General features: G+C 41.5%; 12 protein-coding genes. 2 read left to right on the plus strand and 10 right to left on the minus strand.

Annotated features, from left to right (window positions below; translation table 11 throughout):
- Positions 1-254 precede the first annotated feature (254 nt).
- Positions 255-887: a trimeric intracellular cation channel family protein gene (locus tag P20311_RS05485; protein ID WP_008110553.1), complete on the plus strand. Its 633-nt coding sequence runs from the start codon at positions 255-257 to the stop codon at positions 885-887.
- A gap of 9 nt (positions 888-896) precedes the next feature.
- Here P20311_RS05485 and P20311_RS05490 read toward each other — a convergent pair whose 3' ends face one another.
- The 10 genes from P20311_RS05490 to P20311_RS05530 all read right to left on the minus strand — a co-directional run bounded on the left by P20311_RS05490 (position 897) and on the right by P20311_RS05530 (position 16600).
- Positions 897-1136, minus strand: coding sequence for a DUF3955 domain-containing protein (locus tag P20311_RS05490; protein WP_008110554.1), 240 nt, complete (start codon positions 1134-1136; stop codon positions 897-899).
- A 57-nt stretch (positions 1137-1193) separates the two neighbouring features.
- Positions 1194-1334, minus strand: a complete 141-nt coding sequence (locus P20311_RS19090; protein WP_162470240.1) for a hypothetical protein — start codon at positions 1332-1334, stop codon at positions 1194-1196.
- 352 nt (positions 1335-1686) lie between these two features.
- Positions 1687-2169 (minus strand): DUF2971 domain-containing protein, encoded by a 483-nt coding sequence (locus P20311_RS05495; protein WP_008110556.1) that lies wholly within the window; start codon positions 2167-2169, stop codon positions 1687-1689.
- A gap of 454 nt (positions 2170-2623) precedes the next feature.
- Complete coding sequence (locus P20311_RS05500; protein ID WP_008110559.1) at positions 2624-4336, minus strand: alpha-amylase family glycosyl hydrolase; 1713 nt, start codon at positions 4334-4336, stop codon at positions 2624-2626.
- Positions 4337-4422: 86 nt separating this feature from the next.
- The gene (locus P20311_RS05505; protein WP_008110561.1) at positions 4423-6828 is read right to left on the minus strand and encodes a glycoside hydrolase family 15 protein; all 2406 of its coding nucleotides are present in this window, start codon (positions 6826-6828) and stop codon (positions 4423-4425) included.
- A 51-nt stretch (positions 6829-6879) separates the two neighbouring features.
- Positions 6880-8367: an MFS transporter gene (locus tag P20311_RS05510; RefSeq protein ID WP_008110564.1), complete on the minus strand. Its 1488-nt coding sequence runs from the start codon at positions 8365-8367 to the stop codon at positions 6880-6882.
- Positions 8360-10249 (minus strand): alpha-amylase family protein, encoded by a 1890-nt coding sequence (locus P20311_RS05515; RefSeq protein WP_008110566.1) that lies wholly within the window; start codon positions 10247-10249, stop codon positions 8360-8362. Before P20311_RS05515 ends, P20311_RS05510 begins: the two co-directional genes overlap by 8 nt.
- A gap of 123 nt (positions 10250-10372) precedes the next feature.
- Positions 10373-12217 (minus strand): glycoside hydrolase family 13 protein, encoded by a 1845-nt coding sequence (locus tag P20311_RS05520; RefSeq protein ID WP_008110568.1) that lies wholly within the window; start codon positions 12215-12217, stop codon positions 10373-10375.
- Between the two features lies 1 nt (position 12218).
- Entirely contained in the window at positions 12219-13718 is a 1500-nt protein-coding gene (locus P20311_RS05525) for a tryptophan halogenase family protein (RefSeq protein ID WP_008110569.1), read from the minus strand.
- A gap of 92 nt (positions 13719-13810) precedes the next feature.
- Positions 13811-16600, minus strand: coding sequence for a TonB-dependent receptor (locus P20311_RS05530; protein ID WP_008110571.1), 2790 nt, complete (start codon positions 16598-16600; stop codon positions 13811-13813).
- A 671-nt stretch (positions 16601-17271) separates the two neighbouring features.
- Between P20311_RS05530 and P20311_RS05535 the strand changes: the two genes are divergently transcribed.
- Positions 17272-18912 carry an alpha-glucosidase family protein gene (locus P20311_RS05535; RefSeq protein WP_008110575.1) on the plus strand — a complete coding sequence of 547 codons (1641 nt, stop codon included), beginning with the start codon at positions 17272-17274 and terminating at the stop codon, positions 18910-18912.
- Positions 18913-18973 lie beyond the last annotated feature (61 nt).

The following is an 18973-nucleotide window of genomic DNA, read 5'->3' on the forward strand; positions in this document are numbered from 1 at the left end:
GCCAAATGCCCCTCCTCTTACCCTTATATTTATTTAGGCTTTATTGGCTTAATTGCGGTCATTTGTCCTTGCTGTTTTTACCAGCAAACCAAAAGTATTCTTTAGATTAACAGCCTATTCACACCTTGCTATAACATTAGTTTTTTTAATCTGAAAGTGGCTGTTTTTAATGTGATTTTTCACTCGTCAATGCACTATTTTATCTCTACAATCGCACTTTAATTTTTGCTCTTAAAAGTTTAAGTGACTATTTCATGCTACTCACTATTGTTTACATCATCGGAATTACAGCAGAAGCCATGACCGGTGCACTCAGCGCTGGGCGCAGAAACATGGATTGGTTTGGGGTTATGCTAGTAGCCAGTGCCACAGCGATTGGGGGTGGCAGCGTACGCGATATTTTACTTGGCAATTACCCGTTAACGTGGGTTAAACACCCAGAATATTTACTGATCACTTGCGTGGCGGGTATTGTTACAACTTGGCTAGCAAAATGGGTGGTTAAATTTAAAGGCATATTTATGCGTTTAGATGCCTTAGGGCTTGCCGCATTTAGTATTATTGGCTGCCAAGTAGGGCTTAATATGGGTTTGCACTATGGTATTTGTGTGGTCGCTGCTATTGTGACCGGCGTATTTGGTGGATTATTGCGTGATTTAATTTGTCGCCAAGCGCCATTAGTACTTCATCATGAACTTTACGCAAGCGTAGCGCTTATTGTTGCTTGTTTATACTTAGCACTGCACCACTACAACATTGATGACAATATCAGCGTGGTTGCAAGTTTAGTGGCAGGTTATTTAATTCGAATGGCATCGGTACGCTTTAAATGGCGCTTACCAACATTTAATTTATTAGAACCCGCTAATTTAAATAATGAGCAATAAACGCTGAGGTTAACTTTCCTCTGCCCTTGCGCTTTTAAAGAGCTCTATTACTTTGCGGGCTAACAAACTAACCACAAAAAGAACTCCCAAAGCAAAACACAGTATGCTCAAGGGCATAAACAAGCTTTCATGTAGAACACCATTATGATCAACATATTGATACACACTGTTTTCTATCAGCATAAAACCCGTGCCAAGCAATAAAAAGCAAACACTTAATGTGGCTGTTTTGTTTGTAAAAAAGCGCATAATCTATCCATAAATATTTTATTAAATTGTCAGAATAGCAGTTTGAATGAGCGAATATTAATCTACAGTATCGGTTAGGAGAGCAAGAAACTTTTCTAAGTCTTTGGAAGTTACATTTGGTGCTTGGCTAGCGACCATCGCATCAAAATAATTTTGACCTAGCTCCTTAAAGTCTGTTTTCGATTCTTTTGCTGACACTGGTAATGATGCCATCGCAAAAAATGCTAATATTAATAGTTTTTCATTAAATACTCCTTTATCTGAAATTCACATAAAGCCCCGCGCATGAGCGCGAACTTATGAGAGTCGCAGGGGCCGCAGGCCCAGTATGACGCGGATTGTTATAACTCAACGAACTCGATCTTGAACTCTGTTGGTGAAATACTTGCCTGCTTGACCACCACGTTTTCATATTTCGAACTAAGAACGTTGAGCAGCTGATCTTTTTTTCCATACGCGCCCCTAAGATGACTTCTTTGACCGCACTTTTTGGAAAGTTAAAAAGGTGTATAGGGTACATATCCACCTTAATCACTCTGTTTGAGTCGCTTTATACAGCACACATACGCCACTCTTGCTCATAAAACCAATCTTCAGATTTAACTAAGAGGAGTTCAACTCCAGTAAGCTCCATTACTCGTTTTGTCGGTCTATCTTTCGCATATTCTACTTTTCGAAGATGATAAAGCTCATCTCTATCGCTTCGTTTTTGATTGAAGAACGGATTGTTATCGTCAAATCCTATGCAAAATCCTGTATGTGAACGGACATAGTGCGCCCACATAAGTAAATTGCTGTTTTTTTCCGTTAGCGAAAGAACTCCGATTATTTCGTTTGATTTTTCATCAAAAGTTTGGGCAACTACGCCACCCATGGCTGAAAACGGTTTGTTTATTTCCGGCCAATATTGACCGTAGTTTTGTCTTGTTAAAGCTTCTAACTGAGCTGGCGAAATTAATTTGCTTAACTCAGGGGATATTTCTAACTCAGTTTTAATTAAACTCTTGATTTTGCTTTCGAACACTTCGTCCATTTCTTCTTTTGAAGCCAAAGTTGAAATGACAGGTTTAAACTCAAAAGGATCATTAAAGTCAGCTGGCTGTGTAAAGCGAATAAGATTCTAATCTAAAACATCAATTCTATCTGGAGCTAGGTATTTAAATAGCACAGCGCCCTCCTTGAGTTTTAACAATTTTATAGTGCGCTCTCGTCGCGTATATTTCTGCGAACGTCACGCTAATCTATTTATTAATTACTTTTTAACAAATAACCTAACCATTGCCAGCTGTAATTTTTTTCTTGGTACTAAATATAAGACTAAAGAAGGAAATGCGCTCGTCTCGCATTTTCATGATAAGCGCCATGACGCCAGAAGAAATTAAGCGACTTATGACTCATTAAAAGCGCTGTAACATGGGGGTAATGCAATAAGAGCACTTTTACCAAAAGGGGCTTACGTATGTTAACCCCTTTTATGTGTATTTTATTTATAGTGTGTTATTCAGTAACAACAAACCATAGCCAGCGAGTTGCTCGCCATTGAGATCGTGTTGCCAGTTAGGCGTTAACCCACCGCGTTTAATACTGCTAATGCTTTGTGCGTTAGCGGTTAAGTTAAGCACAAACATACTTTTACTGCCGTTTAACTCGCGGGTTATTTCAACTAGGCCGTTGTTGTGTTGCGTTAATTCATAACTGCCTTTAATACCAAGCTCTGGGCGCTGTTTTTTTAGTGCGATTAAGTGCTGATATAAACGCCACAGTGAATCAGATTGTGCTTGTTGAGTTTTTACATTGCGATCAGCAGTATTAATTTGCTGTGCTAAATATTCAGGCCACCACTGGGTGTAGTTATCACCAAACAGTTCAGCCTGCTCAACCCAACTTGTTTGAGCTTGAGTAAAGCCAGCTTCATTGCTGTTATCCCACTGCATTGGCGCGCGTTTATACACATCATGACCTGTGCCACCTTGTGTTAGGCCAATCTCTTCACCGTAATAAATATACGGCGTGCCAGGAGAGCTAAATAACATGGCGGCGGCAAGTTTTGCTTTATCGTCGTGCTCTGCAAGTTGATAAGCCACACGTTCTTGGTCGTGATTAGTTAAAAACGGTGCAAAAAAATCAAGTGGTGCAGTTGAATCAATACGCTGCTGTAAATTTTGTTTGAGCACATTTGCATCAACTTTACTGACTTGTTGATTAGATTGCATGGTGCCAAATTGCGCTTCACCACTGGCATCGGGTTTTAATAGGCCCAGTATTTTATAGCCCACTTCAAAATCAAAGCCTTGATCAAGCCCTTTACCTTCGCCAAAGTATTTTGCTGCAACGGGAATGTCAGCCCAAGCTTCACCCACCAAATATGCCTCAGGGTTTACACTTTTTACATACTGATTAAAGTGCTGCCAATATGCAATGGTTTCGTCGGTATCGGCTTGCGCATCTGCGCCACCTTCCATTGCAAAACGTACTGCGTCTAATCTAAACCCTGCAACGCCTTTATCAAGCCAAAACTTAGCCATTTTTTCCATTTCGGAAACAACATCAGGGTGGCGTAAGTTCAAGTCAGGTTGGCTTGCTCCAAACGCACCATAGTAATACTGCTGACGTGTTTCATTCCAATGCCATACTGCGTCGGGTTGGTCGTTATTACTCCATGCGTGGCCCCAGCCACTTCCGGCTTTTGGTATATCGTCGCGCCAAATAAAGTAATCTGCATAAGGGGCTTGTTGTTTTGCTGAACGCTGAAACCATTCATGATTACTTGATATATGGTTTATAACTAAATCAAGTATGACTTTCATGCCTTTGTCGTCAGCGGCTTTTATAAAGGCTTCAAACTCTGCCATGCTGCCGTAGTCGTTTTCTACTTGGTAAAATTCAGTAAAATCATAGCCATGATACGACGGTGCTTCAAACATCGGGGTTAACCACAATGCATTTACACCGAGGTCTTGTAGATACGGGAGCTTTTGGGTCATACCGTTAAAATCGCCATGGCCATCAGCATCGCTGTCGTAAAAGCTGCGTGGCCAAATTTGATAAAATACCGCATTTTGCCACCAAGGCGTTGCGTGTTGCTCAGTATTTAATTGCGATGTTTCGGTGTCATTCGTGTTGTTATTTAATGATGGTGCGCTTTGGCAGCCTGTTAGCATGATTGCTAATGCTAATGCGCTCAAGGTAAATGTTTTCATTTCAGCCTCGTTATTATTGTAATAAATAACATAGCCGTATTTTACTATGGCTATGTTAATTAACCTGAACTGCGGATAGTTTGTGGTTATTTTAGTGCTTTAGTTATCACCGGATAATGATCCCATACTTGTTTGTCGCTTAGTGAGCGCACTAGCTTAACGTATTCAGCATGCGTCCACGCCAGTGGTGTGGCCGAGTTTGTACCCTCGCCTAACGTGTATCCTGCTTTATTTACGCCCACGCCATCCCATACTTGTTCTGGTAGCATCATGCCTTCGTTAGCAAATTGCTCTAGCCCTTTTACATAGCTATTTTTAATAGCCTGCTGTTTAGTTGCATCTAAGGTATTATTGGCATTCGCGGCGGCAATTTCGTAATGACCACGTTCACCGGTAAAAAATGGCCAAACTCGCCCACGTTGACCTGGACTATTTTTTCCACCTTGCGCATAGTTAGCGCCCGTTACTTCGTCTTCACCGTATCCGTCGTTACCATAGCGGCGGTAGCCTGCAAATGTGCCGCTGCCATCAGTAAACTCAAAGCTGTATTTAACTTGTAGGTTATCGATGAGCGTTTCATCGTCGTACTCTGGGAGTGTTTTTACTATGCTAGGCGATAGTGCATCACGAACGCCATAGCGAACGAGCTCTAAAAATCCACCATCGAGAATTTGCTTTTTATTAAAGCCTTCACGCCCATTATTAGCGTTAATTTTAGTATTTGAATTGGCGTCTTTGTCTTGGCCAATGCGAATAAAATACTCGCCGTCTGAAGCGTTTGATTCTAAATTACCTTCGGTGGTAAACATCATGCTTTCTATATCGGCGTTGTAACTTTTTGCTGTTGCAAGGTAGCGTTTAGCATTTACCTCATCACCTGCCATTTTTGCAATATCAGCGGCGGTAATTAAACCGGCAATAACAGCAGCGGTGGTTGATGGCGAATACCCTTCTTGCTCTTCCCAGCGCTCTTGTTGTGTGGCCGGTGGTGTTATTTGTGTGTCGTTCCATAAAATTTTAGCAAGGCCGCCGTCCACTAAAAAATCAGCCGCGGGCTTTAACATACGCCCATACCAATCTGTGAGCTCGCCATCAGTTAATACACCTGCTTGGTGAAGCTTCCACGCTAGCATAATCGGCATCGCGGTTTGATCAAGCTGCACGCCTACCCACTCAAGCTCGCCATCAACATGCGTTTTTTGTAAAAACCAGCCTGTATCGCCATTATTACCCGGCGTTTTACTGTTCACTTGTACTTTTTCAAGGTATTCGAATGCGGTTTTTGCAGTGTGGGTATCGCCCATGGCCATAAATGCCATCGCCACTTGGTAAAAGTCACGTACCCATACGGCTTTATAACCGGTAGAGCCTGTTTTAGCCGACACCGTTTCGCCCCATGGGTTTGAAAGCGACGCGATTAACGCACCGGCATGAGTTTTGTCTTCTTGCGCTTTTAGCACCATGGCACTGGTGTATAACAACTTGCCATTGTCGGTAGTATCATCAACAAGGCTTGCAAGAGGTGCCAAACTGCTAAGGTAATCTTGCCAACCAATGGCATCGCCTTTACCATTGTAGTTATCAAGTACCGTTTGATAACCACGGGCTAAACTTGCTTGGCCTTGTTTAAAGCTGGCTTGCTCGCTTTTGCCAAAGCTAAGGGTTAAATCAAACTGACTATTTTTGCCAATTTCACCCAGCTCTGCCAATAAACTAACATTACCTGATTGATCACCGGTATTTTTATAAACACTGCTAAGCTGCTGGGTTGTTTTAAGGTCGCTTAAACCATCACTCACACCTGTAAAACCAACACTAGTTTGTTTAAAAGGTTGTGCGCTTTGTAACGATAAATAATTATCATCTTGCCAGGCAACAAGGCCTTGCTCTGTTACTTTTGCAAAATCATCTAGGCCATTATTGTCAATGTATGGGTTAACATTAACAAAGGCTTTTACGCCTTCAAGCTCGGTATTAAAAATACTGCGTACAAATAACGTTTGCCCATCTGGATCGGTGAATATGTGTTTTTCGAGGCTAAAGCGCCCTTGCTTATCTTTGCTTGTTACTTTGTAAGCAAGCGATAATGGCCGCCCTGCTTGGTCTTTGTATAAGTAATCAATGCTTACGTCTAAATCATCCGCTTCTGTGACTGTAAAGTCTTTACCCACCACTATAAATTGCATGTCTTTAATTTGTGCTTGGTGAATTAAACCAAACATGGTTTCGGTGATCATGCCTTTGGCAATCGAAAACCATACTTTTGATACAGGGCCTGTTGCGGCATTGTCGCTATAAGCCCCCTGTTGGTATTGCTCAAATGACGTACCAATTCCTGTTTTACCTGAGTATGCCCAAAATGGCTCTGCACCTGGTGCCCCCGGTGCGCTTAGTTGCTTGGTAACTTGCGTATTATTAATCGCTTGCTCTGAGCTACATGCCGTTAGCCCAAGCATAAATAAAGTTGCGGTAATGATGTTGTATTTTTTCATGTTTAACCCTTAATTCTTTTTTATTAGTCATTAACTGTGCAAAGCAAGTCGCTATTGCGTATGTTTAACGCGCAATACCGCAACTGCTGCAAGTATCCACGACACTGCGCCCAGTACTAATGCGTAAATAGGTTGGTTTTCAAAAAAGTGACGTAAAATGAGGCCCAGTACACTGGCTGCGAGTAATTGTGGGATCACGATAAAAAAGTTAAATATTCCCATATACACGCCCATTTTTTTACTCGGTACTGATGAGCTCAACATGGCATAAGGCAGCGATAAAATTGACGCCCACGCAAAACCAATACCTATCATTGGCCAAATAAGTAATTGCGGATCGGGTATCACAATAAAACTCGCTAGGCCTAAGGCACCTAATACTAGGTTGATGGCATGTGCTAACTTTAAGCCTAAACGCTTTACGATGATCGGAATACATAACGCAGCCAATGCTGCAAAGCCGTTATAGGCTGCAAATAAAATACCCACCCAATCAGCGCCATCATTATAAGCAAGGGAGCTGGTATCACTGCTGCCATAATGAAAGCTGGTTACTGCTGAAGTGGTATAAATCCACATTGCAAATAAGGTAAACCAACTAAAGAACTGCACCCAAGCAAGCTGTTTCATGGCCTCTGGCATGATAAATACATCATTTAATACTTGGTAAAAGCCATTTTGTGTTTTGTTTTGTCGTTGTAATTGCCCAGCAATAAATTGGATTATACCAAAACAGGTGAGGCCAGCGGCCAGTAAATAAAGTTCTTTCTCAAGTGAAAGACTTAGCACCAACACTAAAATAGCTAAGCCCAGTAACGTAAAGACTATGGCACCTTTATTGAAATTAACAGGTTTGTTGGCAGTGCTTGTTGTTGCTTGTTCAACATGATCATTAAACGCTTCAAGCTGCTCTGGTGAGTATTCTTTTGTGGTAAACACGGTCCAAAATACCGCAACAATTAACACTACAGCACCAAAGTAAAATGAGAACTTCACTGAATCAGGAATTTGCCCAACTGGCGCAGTGTTAGAAATATCAAACCAGTTTGTCATCATCCAAGGTAACGCCGAGGCCACCACTGAGCTAACACCTATAAAAAAGCTTTGCATGGCGTAACCTGTGGCGCGTTGCTTCGTTGGCAGGTTGTCACTCACTAATGCTCTAAATGGTTCCATTGTGACATTGATAGAAGCATCCATAATCCACAACATGCCCGCTGCAATCCATAAAGTAGGTGAATTAGGCATAATAAACAGCGCGAGCGTGGTTAAAATTGCGCCATAAAAAAAGAACGGGCGACGACGGCCTAGTTTGCACCATGTTTTGTCGCTCCAGTAACCAATAATAGGTTGTACAATTAAACCTGTTAGTGGTGCTGCAATCCATAAAATTGGAATGTCATCAATATTTGCACCTAAGGTTTGAAAAATACGGCTGACATTACCGTTTTGTAATGCAAAACCAAATTGAATGCCTAAAAAGCCAAAGCACATGTTCCATATTTGCCAAAAGCTTAGGTTAGGTTTGTTATTATTCATTATGTGCTCCAGTGGTCAATACTGCACTGCTAAGCGCATTTAACGTTAAACTGATTTTTACTTGCTCAGGTGTGATTGTTAACACGGCAGTTTGATTGGCTTCGAGCAGATCAAGTAATTGCTGCTCTGCCTGTTTGTAGTTTGCTAATGTGTTAAGTGGAATATCAATACTTACCGTATTTTTTTGCTCGGCAAAGTTGCTCACCACCCAAATGTGTTGTTGACCAATACTGCGGCTAAACGCGGCAACTTGGTCGCTACCTGTCACCGTTAACGGGTGCATGTCACCGGCAACAACCGCAGGATGTTTACTCAACGCCATAACCGCTTTGTAATATTCACGTAACTGACTTTGCTCGGCAGTTAATGCGCCGCCATCAAACTTGCCGTTGTTCATCCACGCTTGATGCGCTGGCACGCCAATATAATCAAAAATACTGGTGCGAGTTGGTTTGCCAAAACCAGCCTCTTCAGAGCCATCTTCACCTACATCTTGGCCAAAATATAACAGTGTTGGCGAGCGGCTAATAAGGTTTGATACTACCAATGCGGGTTTGCCCTTTTCACTGCTACCTGCAAAATCGGGGCTGGCAATGCGTTGTTCGTCATGGTTTTCTAGAAAATGCAGCATGTGCTGTTCAATATCTGCCACTTGTTGCTGTGCTGCAAAAATGCTGCTCGCGGCTTGAGTACCTTGCATTACGGCCTTTAGGGTGTCGTAAAAGCCCACTTTATCGTACAAGTAGTCCATTTTGCCTTGCTGGATATACGGGCGATATAAAGCTGGGTTGTATACTTCGGCTAGTAAAAATGCCTCTGGGTTGTGCATCTTGATAGATGAATTTAAAAAGCTCCAAAACTCCACGGGCACCATTTCAGCCATATCATAACGAAAACCATCTACGCCTTTATCGAGCCAATACAAGGCGATATCACGAAATTTATACCAGCTGTTTGGCAATTCTTTATCTTGCCAAAATTCAAAGTGCGCGCGTAAATCTTGATTGGCATAATCGCTTGGTAACGTTGGAAAGTCGTAGCTACCATCGGGTTTTACGCCGTAGTTAACTTTAACCGTTTCGTACCAATCGTTAATATCAGGCTTAGCAGCTCGGGCACCGTTACCAGTCCATTTTGCAGGTGTTTCATCAAATAAGTTATCGGCAAGTGGGTGGGTATTACCGCCCAGTACTTGGTAATTTTCACTGGTTGGTACTTGAAATGACTGCCCAGTAACGTAGTAAAAGTTATTATCGCGGGCATACTCTACGCTGGTATCGTCTTGCTCACCAAAATCTTTCACACCAGCAGGTTTAGCAGTAGATTGATAATGACGCGCCACATGATTTGGCACAATATCAATCACCACTTTCATACCGTGTTGGTGGGTGCGCTCAATCAATGCCGCAAATTCTTCAAGGCGGCGCTCTGGATTGATGGCTAAATCTGGGTTTACATCGTAATAATCTTTAATAGCATAAGGAGAGCCTGCGCGCCCTTTCACTACATCTGGATCATCTTGGCTAATTCCATATTGGCTGTAATCGCCTACCAGCGCGTGGTGAAGCACGCCGGTATACCAAATATGGGTGGTACCAAGTTCTTTAATGCCACTTAAAGCAGCATCATTAAAGTCACTAAATGTGCCTACGCCATTTTGCTCTTTGGTTCCCCATGGCACGTTGGCTGTTTGGGTATTACCAAATAAACGGGTGAATACTTGGTAAACCACCGGCTTTGAATGTTCGTTAACTTGTTCAGCTACTTTTTTGTCGGCACTGGGGGTTGTGGGCTCACCTGAGCAGCTCGATAACAATAAGCTACTAGCTAATACCCATGAGCCATATTTAAATGTACTAATTGTGGTTTTGTTTGTTGTCATAATGTTCTTACTTAGATCTGACGTTTTAATGGATTGTCATTTAAACGTCATTTTTATTATAAATTTAATACTAAAGTGAACAGCCACTGACTGACAGTGGCTGCATACGTATTCACACAGGCTTTATTCAATTATTAATACCGTGGCACTCATTGGCGCCAATGTCATTGCATCCGTTAAGCTAATTGTTTGGTTAGTAAACAGATTTGTGGCCTGTTTATGTTGTCCAATTACTTCTTGCATATACGCTAATGACCAGTTTTTTACTGCGTTATTTTTGTTTAAAAATACCAGCACTGTTTGCTGTTCACTTATTCTAGCGTAGCTATAAACGCCGCTTTGCGGGCTAAAGTGAGTCAGCTTTCCATGAGCAATGGCTGGGCTTTGCTTTCTAAAATTAAGTAAAGTGGTGATGGTTTTGAGCATCTCAACTTGCTCATCTGATAACCCTTGTCCTGTAAAAGCATTACTAGTCTGACCTTTAAAACCACCGGGGAAATCAATACGGATATCACCGTGATCATTACTGCCCGTGTTATCAAGCAATACTTCGGTGCCATAATACATTTGTGCTATACCACGGGTGGTTAGCAACATCGCCATCGCCATTTTAGTTTTATCAAGATCTTGTTCTAATTCTGTAAACACGCGGCTCATGTCGTGATTATCGGCAAACACCAATAAGTTATCAGGATTTGGGTATAAAAAGTCATTGGCGATTGATTGATACACTTTTACCCAGCCAGTATTCCAGCTTTCATCTTCATTAAGTGCTTGAATAAGTGCTTCTTGTAATGAAAAGTCCATCACACTTGGTAGACTTGAGGTGTAACCATCGTTATTAACTTTGCCCGCTTGCCAGTATGAGGCAATCGCAGGATTGCTGGTCCACTCTTCGCCAACAATATTAAAGTCAGGGTATTCAGTCATTATCGCTTTAGTCCAGTCAGCTAAAAATGCTTTGTCTGAATATGAATAGGTATCAACGCGAATACCGCTTAAGTCGGCGTATTCAATCCACCAAATAGCATTTTGAATTAAGTATGTTGCTAATAATGGTTGGCGCTGGTTCAAATCAGGCATAGTCGCTACAAACCAGCCATCACTAAACTGGCGTTTATCGAACTCGCTGGCATGGGGATCTTGTATAGTTTGTCTTGCATGGCTGGTTGCATGGTTACCGTTTGCAAACTCGCCATTAAAATTGATCCAATCTGCTGTGGGTTTATCTGTCATCCATTCATGCTCAGAGCCAAAGTGATTCAGCACTAGGTCCATCACTAAACCTATACCGTGTTGTTTTGCTGTAGCAGATAGCTCACGGTACAGTTCATTTGAGCCCATGCGCGGGTCGATAGTGTAAAAATCGGTGATCGCATAACCGTGGTAAGAATAGCTAGGCATATCATTTTCAAGCGCTGGCGTTAACCAAAGCTGGGTAACGCCTAGTTTTTGTAAATACGGCAGTGCGTTGATCACACCTTGAATGTCCCCACCGTGACGCCCGCCTCGCTCAATTGGCTTTGCAGCCTCAAGCATTCCTTTTACGGTGTCGTTGCTGCTATCACCATTAGCGAAGCGATCCGGGTTAATTAAGTAAATGGTATCACTGCTATCAAAACCACTGCGTTTACTGCTGTTTGCTTTGCGTGCATGCAATTGATACTCAAAACGCTCCCCTGATTTGCTGCTAAATACTAACACACCAGGCTTTGCGCTCGGGTTTATTGCAAGATTTAAAAAAGCGTAATTGGGGTTATCCGTATGCGTAATGCTTGTTAACTCAACGCCAGCAGGTGATTCAAGTTGCCATTGCTGCTTAGCAACATTTGGCTCATGCAGCATAATTTGTAATTGCTTGCTTTGCATACCAACCCACCAGTTTTGTGGTGATGCAGTTATTGCATTGACGTTTAAACACATACCTAAAAGCGTGCTTAGTAAAAAAGTGTGCATGAGTGATTTCATATTAATTATTTTTCATCCTCGCTAAAAATTCACTGTGTGTGGGTAATTGCTTTACAGTGCCGTTGATAAGCGTTTTTAAATTCGTAAATAACTCGGCGAGTTGTTCATCACTCAGTGCATCTGCGAGTGGATGATAATCATGTGCCTCAAGCCCTTGGCCTATCATTACTTGCTGCCAAGCAACTTCTGCAAAAAGCTCATCATCTTCTCTAATTAATTTACCTGTTTGCTTAAATAAATCGATTTTGTTTTGCAGCGATATAGGAATATCCATTTGTTTACACTGACGCCAAAATCCGCTGTCATCACGCTCGGTCAGTTTATAATGCAGAATAATAAAATCTCTTATTCGCTCAACTTCGGTTTTGCTTTGCTTATTAAAGGTATCGATTAAAACAGGTTTGATCCCTTGGTGGGGAAATAATTTAATTAAGCGAATTGCCGCCGTTTGAATTAAATGAATACTAGTCGATTCTAACGGTTCTAAAAAACCACTGGATAGACCAATGGCCACTACATTTTTGTGCCATTGCTTACGACGGCGCCCAGTTTTAAAACGAATCACTCTAGGCTCTGTAATTGGTTCACCGGGAATATTATCAAGGAGTTGTTGTTTAGCTTGCTCATCAGTAATATGACGACTTGAATATACTAAACCATTACCAACACGGTGTTGCAACGGTATTTGCCACTGCCAACCAGCGTCGTGAGCAATTGAACGCGTATAAGGCGCTGGCTCTGCAGTGGTTTTAGTTTGTACGGCAATAGCACTGTCGCAAGGTAACCAATGTGACCAATCATCAAACCCAGTATTTAAGGTTTTTTCAATGAGCAGTGCGCTTAGCCCTGTGCAATCTATAAATAAATCGCCTGAAATTATTTGCCCATCTAACAGCTCAAGTGCCTTTACAAAACCGCTCTCTGGGCATTGCTTAACATCCGCAATTTGACCCTCAATACGTTTAACACCGCGTGATATAGTCAGCCCTTTTAAAAATTCCCCGTACAAGGTAGCGTCAAAATGATAAGCATAATTTAAACCACTAAGTTGGGTATTAGGAATATGTTTTAAATGGGCAAATTTATGCTGTTTGGCCGCTTGGTAGTTAAGTGAAAAATCCCAAAAATCAGCATTAGTGCCCTGTTGCTTGGCCCTCAACCAATAATGATAAAACTCACAAAACGGGAGATCTTTGCCTATCTCACCAAAAGCATGCATGTAGCTGTGTTGTGGTGCTCGCCAGTTTTCAAACTCGATCCCCAATTTAATGGTCGCTTGGGTCGCTTTAATAAACTCGCTCTCAGGTATACCTAATGCCGCATTAAGGTGAAGAATCGGCGGAATGCTCGCTTCACCCACTCCAACAGTACCAATTTGGTCAGATTCAATCAGGGTAATATTAACGACTTTGCCGAGCACTTTATTAAGTAGCGCTGCGGTTATCCACCCTGCAGTGCCGCCACCGGCTATTACCACGTCTTTTATTTGTTTACTCTGCATAGCCCCTGCTCCACTTGCTTTTAGTTAAGTGTAGTCGATATAAAAAAGCCCTTGTAAAACAAATCACAAGGGCCTTTCAACGCTAAAGAATGTTATAGCTTGTAACTAAAGCCAAGTAAGAACGTACGGCCATAATCTTGGTAATCACGTACTTGTAAATCACTATCGCCTTGTAATGATACAAACGGTTCTTCAGTGATATTTTGTACTTGGAATGTTACGCTTAAGCCATCTAAGCTTTCCACACCACCTTCACCAAAGTCATAACCAACTTGCGCATCCCAGATGGTTTCGCCTTTAATATCAACCTGAGTTGTTGCAAAACCTAAGCCGTATACATCACCTTTAAAGTCACTGCGTTTACGCATGCTGGTACGTGCTTGGAAACCACTACGCTCAAAGTAAACCGTTAAGCTATCAATTTGGTCTGATAAGCCTGGTAACTCGTAATCGTTACCGTTTTGATCTTTAAGATCTTGCTCGACACCTGTATGGCTTGCGATTAAACCAAAGCCATCAAGTGATGAATGAAAGACATTAAATGGCAAGGCAAGTGATAATTCGTAACCCCATAAGTCACCTTCACCACCGTTTACTTTACCTGAGCCAGACCCTGTAGAATTAGCAGGAATTTGACCAGTTGATGGATCCGCGACGCCAGACATATCTACTTCATAACTGCCATCAAAAATCCACTGGGTAATATCTTTATAGAAGAATGCTGCTGCAAAATAACCTTCCGCATCAAAGTAGTTTTCGTAGCTTAGATCTAGCCCTGTAGCTTCTTTTGGCTCTAAGTTTGGATTACCACCAGAGACACTCCAGTAGTTACCATTTTCATCAGGCTGCTGGTTGTAAGATGCATTTACCGATGCGTTCATTTCATCAAGGCGCGCACGTGAAATAGTTTTTGCCGCGCCAAAGCGAATTGTTTGCTCTTCATCAATCGCAAACGATAAGTTAATGCTTGGTAAAAAGTGGTTATAGTCATGACTTACATCAGTAGGCGTTACCACTACTAACCCATCTGCTGTGGTGTTAGCAGCTGAACCTTGTGATGATTGGTCTGTTTGTACGTAACGCGCACCAATATTACCTGTAACTGGAATTGAGCCAAGCTCGGCATTAATATCAAGTTGCGCAAAAACAGCGGTTACTTCTTCTTGCACTGTCCATGATTGCGTTTTATGTTTTTGGTCCGTTAAGCTTTCTTGCAGTAAGTCATAATAACCATCGTTCACTAAACCATTGGTATCGAAAGCAACCATATCACCCATACCAATAAAATCTAGGCTAGCAGTGCCTAAACGATATTGCTCAGGGATAGACAACATGCCCGGATTTGCAAGCGAGAAGTCTTTTAAGGTCATGTAGTAACCTTCTGATAATTTAGACTTTTCACGGTCACGGTATGAAATACCAAAACTAACTTTACTGAAATACTCACTTTCAAGTACTTTGCTTGCAGCAAACTTTAGTGTGGTTAGTTCATCATTAATTTCAGGAGCATTAATAAAACCATCTTGGGCAGTATTTTCGTAAGGTGTGCCTGTTAAACCATATTTATCGTTCAGTGCTTTACTCGCCCCCCATGACAATGGCCCACCTAATTGAATTAAGCCGTAATCACTGTAATCGAGTTCATGTGAGAACTGCGCACCAGTGTTACCACCGTCAAACGCATAACCTATGTTGTCAGCAACACCATTATTATCTCCACGGCCAGTACCTGAATAGCTTTCGATACTCCAAATTTGGCGCTCTACTTCAGAGCGGCTCGCATCAAACTCAACTGACCAGTCATCACTGATATCATATTTAGTATTAAAACCAAACTGAGTTAACTCCGCATTACGCTCTTCGTAGTCATTACGTACAACAACACGTTGACCTTGTGTTACCGCGCTGGTGATAAAACCACTTTCAGCATCTACGACCGCTGAGCTTGGATCGATTGTTCCTTGGCCCCAAGCAAATGGTACTTCAATACCGCGAAGGATTTTTTCATCTGAGAAATCAACATACAGTGCATCAAACGTCATGTTTAAGCGATCTGTTGGTGCGGCTTCGATAACAAGCATTGCAGAATCACGCTCAAGTGTTGATGAACGCACAAATGGTTTTGCGCCACCTAAAATAGAATAAGTTTGTCCATCATCACCCGTAAATTCAGGATAACCCCATGAGTTCCAGCGTTTTTCTTGGTTTGGTGAGCTCATGGTATTGTATGCGAATGCGACACCGATTGTGTCATCGGCAAATTGGTCAATATACGACACCGTACCGCGGAAACCTTGATCATCACCGTCTGGGTTTAACTTATCGAAACCAGTTTGCTCTAATTGACCATTAAACATGATCACGCGCTCACCTTTACTTAAAGGTTTTACGGTTTGCATGTCGATAACACCTGCAATACCTTCTGCGTCTAAGCTTGCGTTTGGTGTTTTATATACGGTTACACCGCTCATTATTTCAGATGGGTAAAGGTCAAACTCAACACCACGATTGTCCCCAATCGATACCTGCTCACGACCATTAAAGGTTGTTGCACTTTCGTTTTCACTAAAACCACGAACGCTTACACGACTGGCACGGCCATCTAGGCGCTGCGCGGTCAAACCTGGTAAACGTGCGATTGATTCGGCAATTGACGAATCTGGTAATTTACCAATATCTTCTGCAGAGATAGACTCTACTACTTCAGATGAAAAACGTTTTGTATTGATTGACTCAACGACGCTGCCACGAAAACCTTTAACTTCAATGACTTCAACGTCATTCTTTGCGGTGGGCTGCTCTTCTTGTGCGTGTGAAGCGAAACTGCTAATACCTGCGGTTGCAAGTGCAATTGTTAATATACTTGGTTTGAACATAGACATGATGTGTTTCCCGTTACCCAATTTTATATTTACTAACTTTTAGCGAGTTGCTTGTGATAGAAGCAAAACCATTTGTTAGCTATTTTGTTGTCAGGACGAATATTAACGCCCGCCTTATTTTATTAACAACTTTATGCATACGTATTCAAAGTAACGCAACACGCATTAAGTTAACATTAAATTTACACCTCAATTCATAAGTGACTGTTTTATTATGAGTTATTTTAGTGCAATTAACATTTATAGCTTTAATGATAGTCATTATTTATTTTTTGATGAAATAAGCTCGTCATTAAACATAAATAAAGTGACACAACGCTATTTTATTTTCTAATTTATTATTATGGAGAACATTTATTTAAGTACAATTGGTAAGACCAATATTAATAATCACCAATTTAGTGCACCCCCCTTATTTTTAAGCACCTAAATAAAGCAAACAATAAATTAACAATTTAACAAACCAAATTGGTAAAGAGATATTCAATAAACCGGCGTTAAAATCGATGAAATAAGCGATTGATTTAACCTCTTTTAATGGCCTTAAAATGGTGCATACGTATGCAGACTTTTTACAGTATGACGGGCTTCAAGTATGCTTTTTCAAATAAACGAGGATTAACACCTCTAAAAAAGAACAACACAAAGACAATGTGAAAACGGAGAAAGGCATGGCCCAAAAGCAATGGTATAAAGGTGCGGTTATTTATCAGGTTTATCCGCGTAGCTTTCAAGATAGCAACAACGATGGCATTGGTGACTTAGAAGGGATAATTAATCGCATTGATTACATTAAAAGTTTAGGGGTGGATGCTATCTGGATCTCACCTTTCTTTAAATCACCTATGAAAGATTTTGGTTATGATATTAGCGACTATCGCGATATCGACCCCCTTTTTGGTAACTTAGATGATTTTGATGAGCTCATTGCGCAAGCACATCAACGCGATATTAAAATTATTATAGACCAAGTGCTTAGTCACACCTCAGATCAACACCAATGGTTTATTGATAGCCGTGAAGATTTAACCAACGATAAAGCTGATTGGTATGTATGGGCCGATGCTAAAGAAGACGGAACAGCACCAAACAACTGGTTGTCTATTTTTGGTGGCGGTGCATGGCAATGGGAGCCGCGTCGTGGACAATACTACTTACATAACTTTTTCACGGAACAGCCTGATCTTAACTTTCATAACCCTGATGTTCGCAAAGCTGTATTAGATAATGTTGAGTTTTGGCTTAAAAAAGGCGTTGATGGTTTTAGGTTAGATGCAATTAACTTTTGTTACCATGACGCACAGCTTCGTGATAATCCTGCAAAACCAAAAGAAAAGCGTCAGGGCCGTGGTTTTAGTGAAGACAATCCGTATGCTTTTCAGTATCACTACTACAACAACACACAGCCAGAAAACATTGAGTTTATGCGTGACATTCGCACCTTACTCAATAAATACCCAGGAACCGTGTCACTGGGTGAAATTTCATCTGAAGATTCATTAGCCACCATGGCAGAATACACCGCCGGTGGCGATAAACTGCATATGGGTTACAGTTTTGAGCTACTAACTGATGACTACTCGAGTGAATATATAAGAAACACCGTTACTACACTTGAACAACGTATGACTGAAGGCTGGCCTTGCTGGGCATTTAGTAACCATGACGTAGAGCGCGTTGCAAGCCGTTGGAGCGAAACGGGTGAAGTAAACCCTGCGCAATGTAAGATGTTAACCGCCCTATTGGCCTCGTTACGTGGTAGCGTGTGTATGTATCAAGGTGAAGAACTCGGGCTCGGTGAAGCAAGCGTTGCGTTTGAAGATTTACAAGACCCATACGGCATTACGTTTTGGCCAAACTTTAAAGGCCGTGATGGTTGTCGTACCCCAATGCCTTGGGAAAACCTTGATAGCTCACATGCCAATGCTCACAATGCGGGCTTTAGTGAAGTAAAACCGTGGTTACCTGTTGATCAACAACATAAGCTGCAAGCAGTTGCTGAACAAGAGAATGATTCAAACTCAATATTAAATGCGTACCGTGAATTTATGGCATGGCGTAAAAACCAGCCGGTATTACTTGAAGGTGATATTGAGTTTTTACAAACCGAAGAGCCAATTTTGGCGTTTTACCGTACTCTAAACGATGAAAAAATGTTGTGTGTATTCAATTTGAGTGCTTCACAAGCAAAACTTACTATTAATGCAAGTGTTGAAAATGAACATAACGACCTTTATCATCACAACGCAAAGCTTGATAATGAAACACTGACAGTTGAGCCATTTGGTTGTTATTACGCCCACTGCAGTTAATATTTACATTATTATAAAAAAACCCGACGCACTGCTCGGGTTTTTTAGGTTCATTTTTAAT

It is taken from the genome of Pseudoalteromonas sp. BSi20311, assembly GCF_000239875.1.
GTDB lineage: Bacteria > Pseudomonadota > Gammaproteobacteria > Enterobacterales > Alteromonadaceae > Pseudoalteromonas.

What these genes read in the sequence shown, in the direction of transcription:
- P20311_RS05535 (WP_008110575.1), top strand. Translation starts at nt 17,272, where the DNA reads ATGGCCCAAAAGCAATGGTATAAAGGTGCGGTTATTTATCAGGTTTAT.
- P20311_RS05495 (WP_008110556.1), bottom strand. Translation starts at nt 2,169, where the DNA reads ATGGACGAAGTGTTCGAAAGCAAAATCAAGAGTTTAATTAAAACTGAG.
- P20311_RS05525 (WP_008110569.1), bottom strand. Translation starts at nt 13,718, where the DNA reads ATGCAGAGTAAACAAATAAAAGACGTGGTAATAGCCGGTGGCGGCACT.
- P20311_RS05515 (WP_008110566.1), bottom strand. Translation starts at nt 10,249, where the DNA reads ATGACAACAAACAAAACCACAATTAGTACATTTAAATATGGCTCATGG.
- P20311_RS05485 (WP_008110553.1), top strand. Translation starts at nt 255, where the DNA reads ATGCTACTCACTATTGTTTACATCATCGGAATTACAGCAGAAGCCATG.
- P20311_RS05510 (WP_008110564.1), bottom strand. Translation starts at nt 8,367, where the DNA reads ATGAATAATAACAAACCTAACCTAAGCTTTTGGCAAATATGGAACATG.
- P20311_RS05520 (WP_008110568.1), bottom strand. Translation starts at nt 12,217, where the DNA reads ATGAAATCACTCATGCACACTTTTTTACTAAGCACGCTTTTAGGTATG.
- P20311_RS05530 (WP_008110571.1), bottom strand. Translation starts at nt 16,600, where the DNA reads ATGTCTATGTTCAAACCAAGTATATTAACAATTGCACTTGCAACCGCA.
- P20311_RS05505 (WP_008110561.1), bottom strand. Translation starts at nt 6,828, where the DNA reads ATGAAAAAATACAACATCATTACCGCAACTTTATTTATGCTTGGGCTA.
- P20311_RS05500 (WP_008110559.1), bottom strand. Translation starts at nt 4,336, where the DNA reads ATGAAAACATTTACCTTGAGCGCATTAGCATTAGCAATCATGCTAACA.
- P20311_RS05490 (WP_008110554.1), bottom strand. Translation starts at nt 1,136, where the DNA reads ATGCGCTTTTTTACAAACAAAACAGCCACATTAAGTGTTTGCTTTTTA.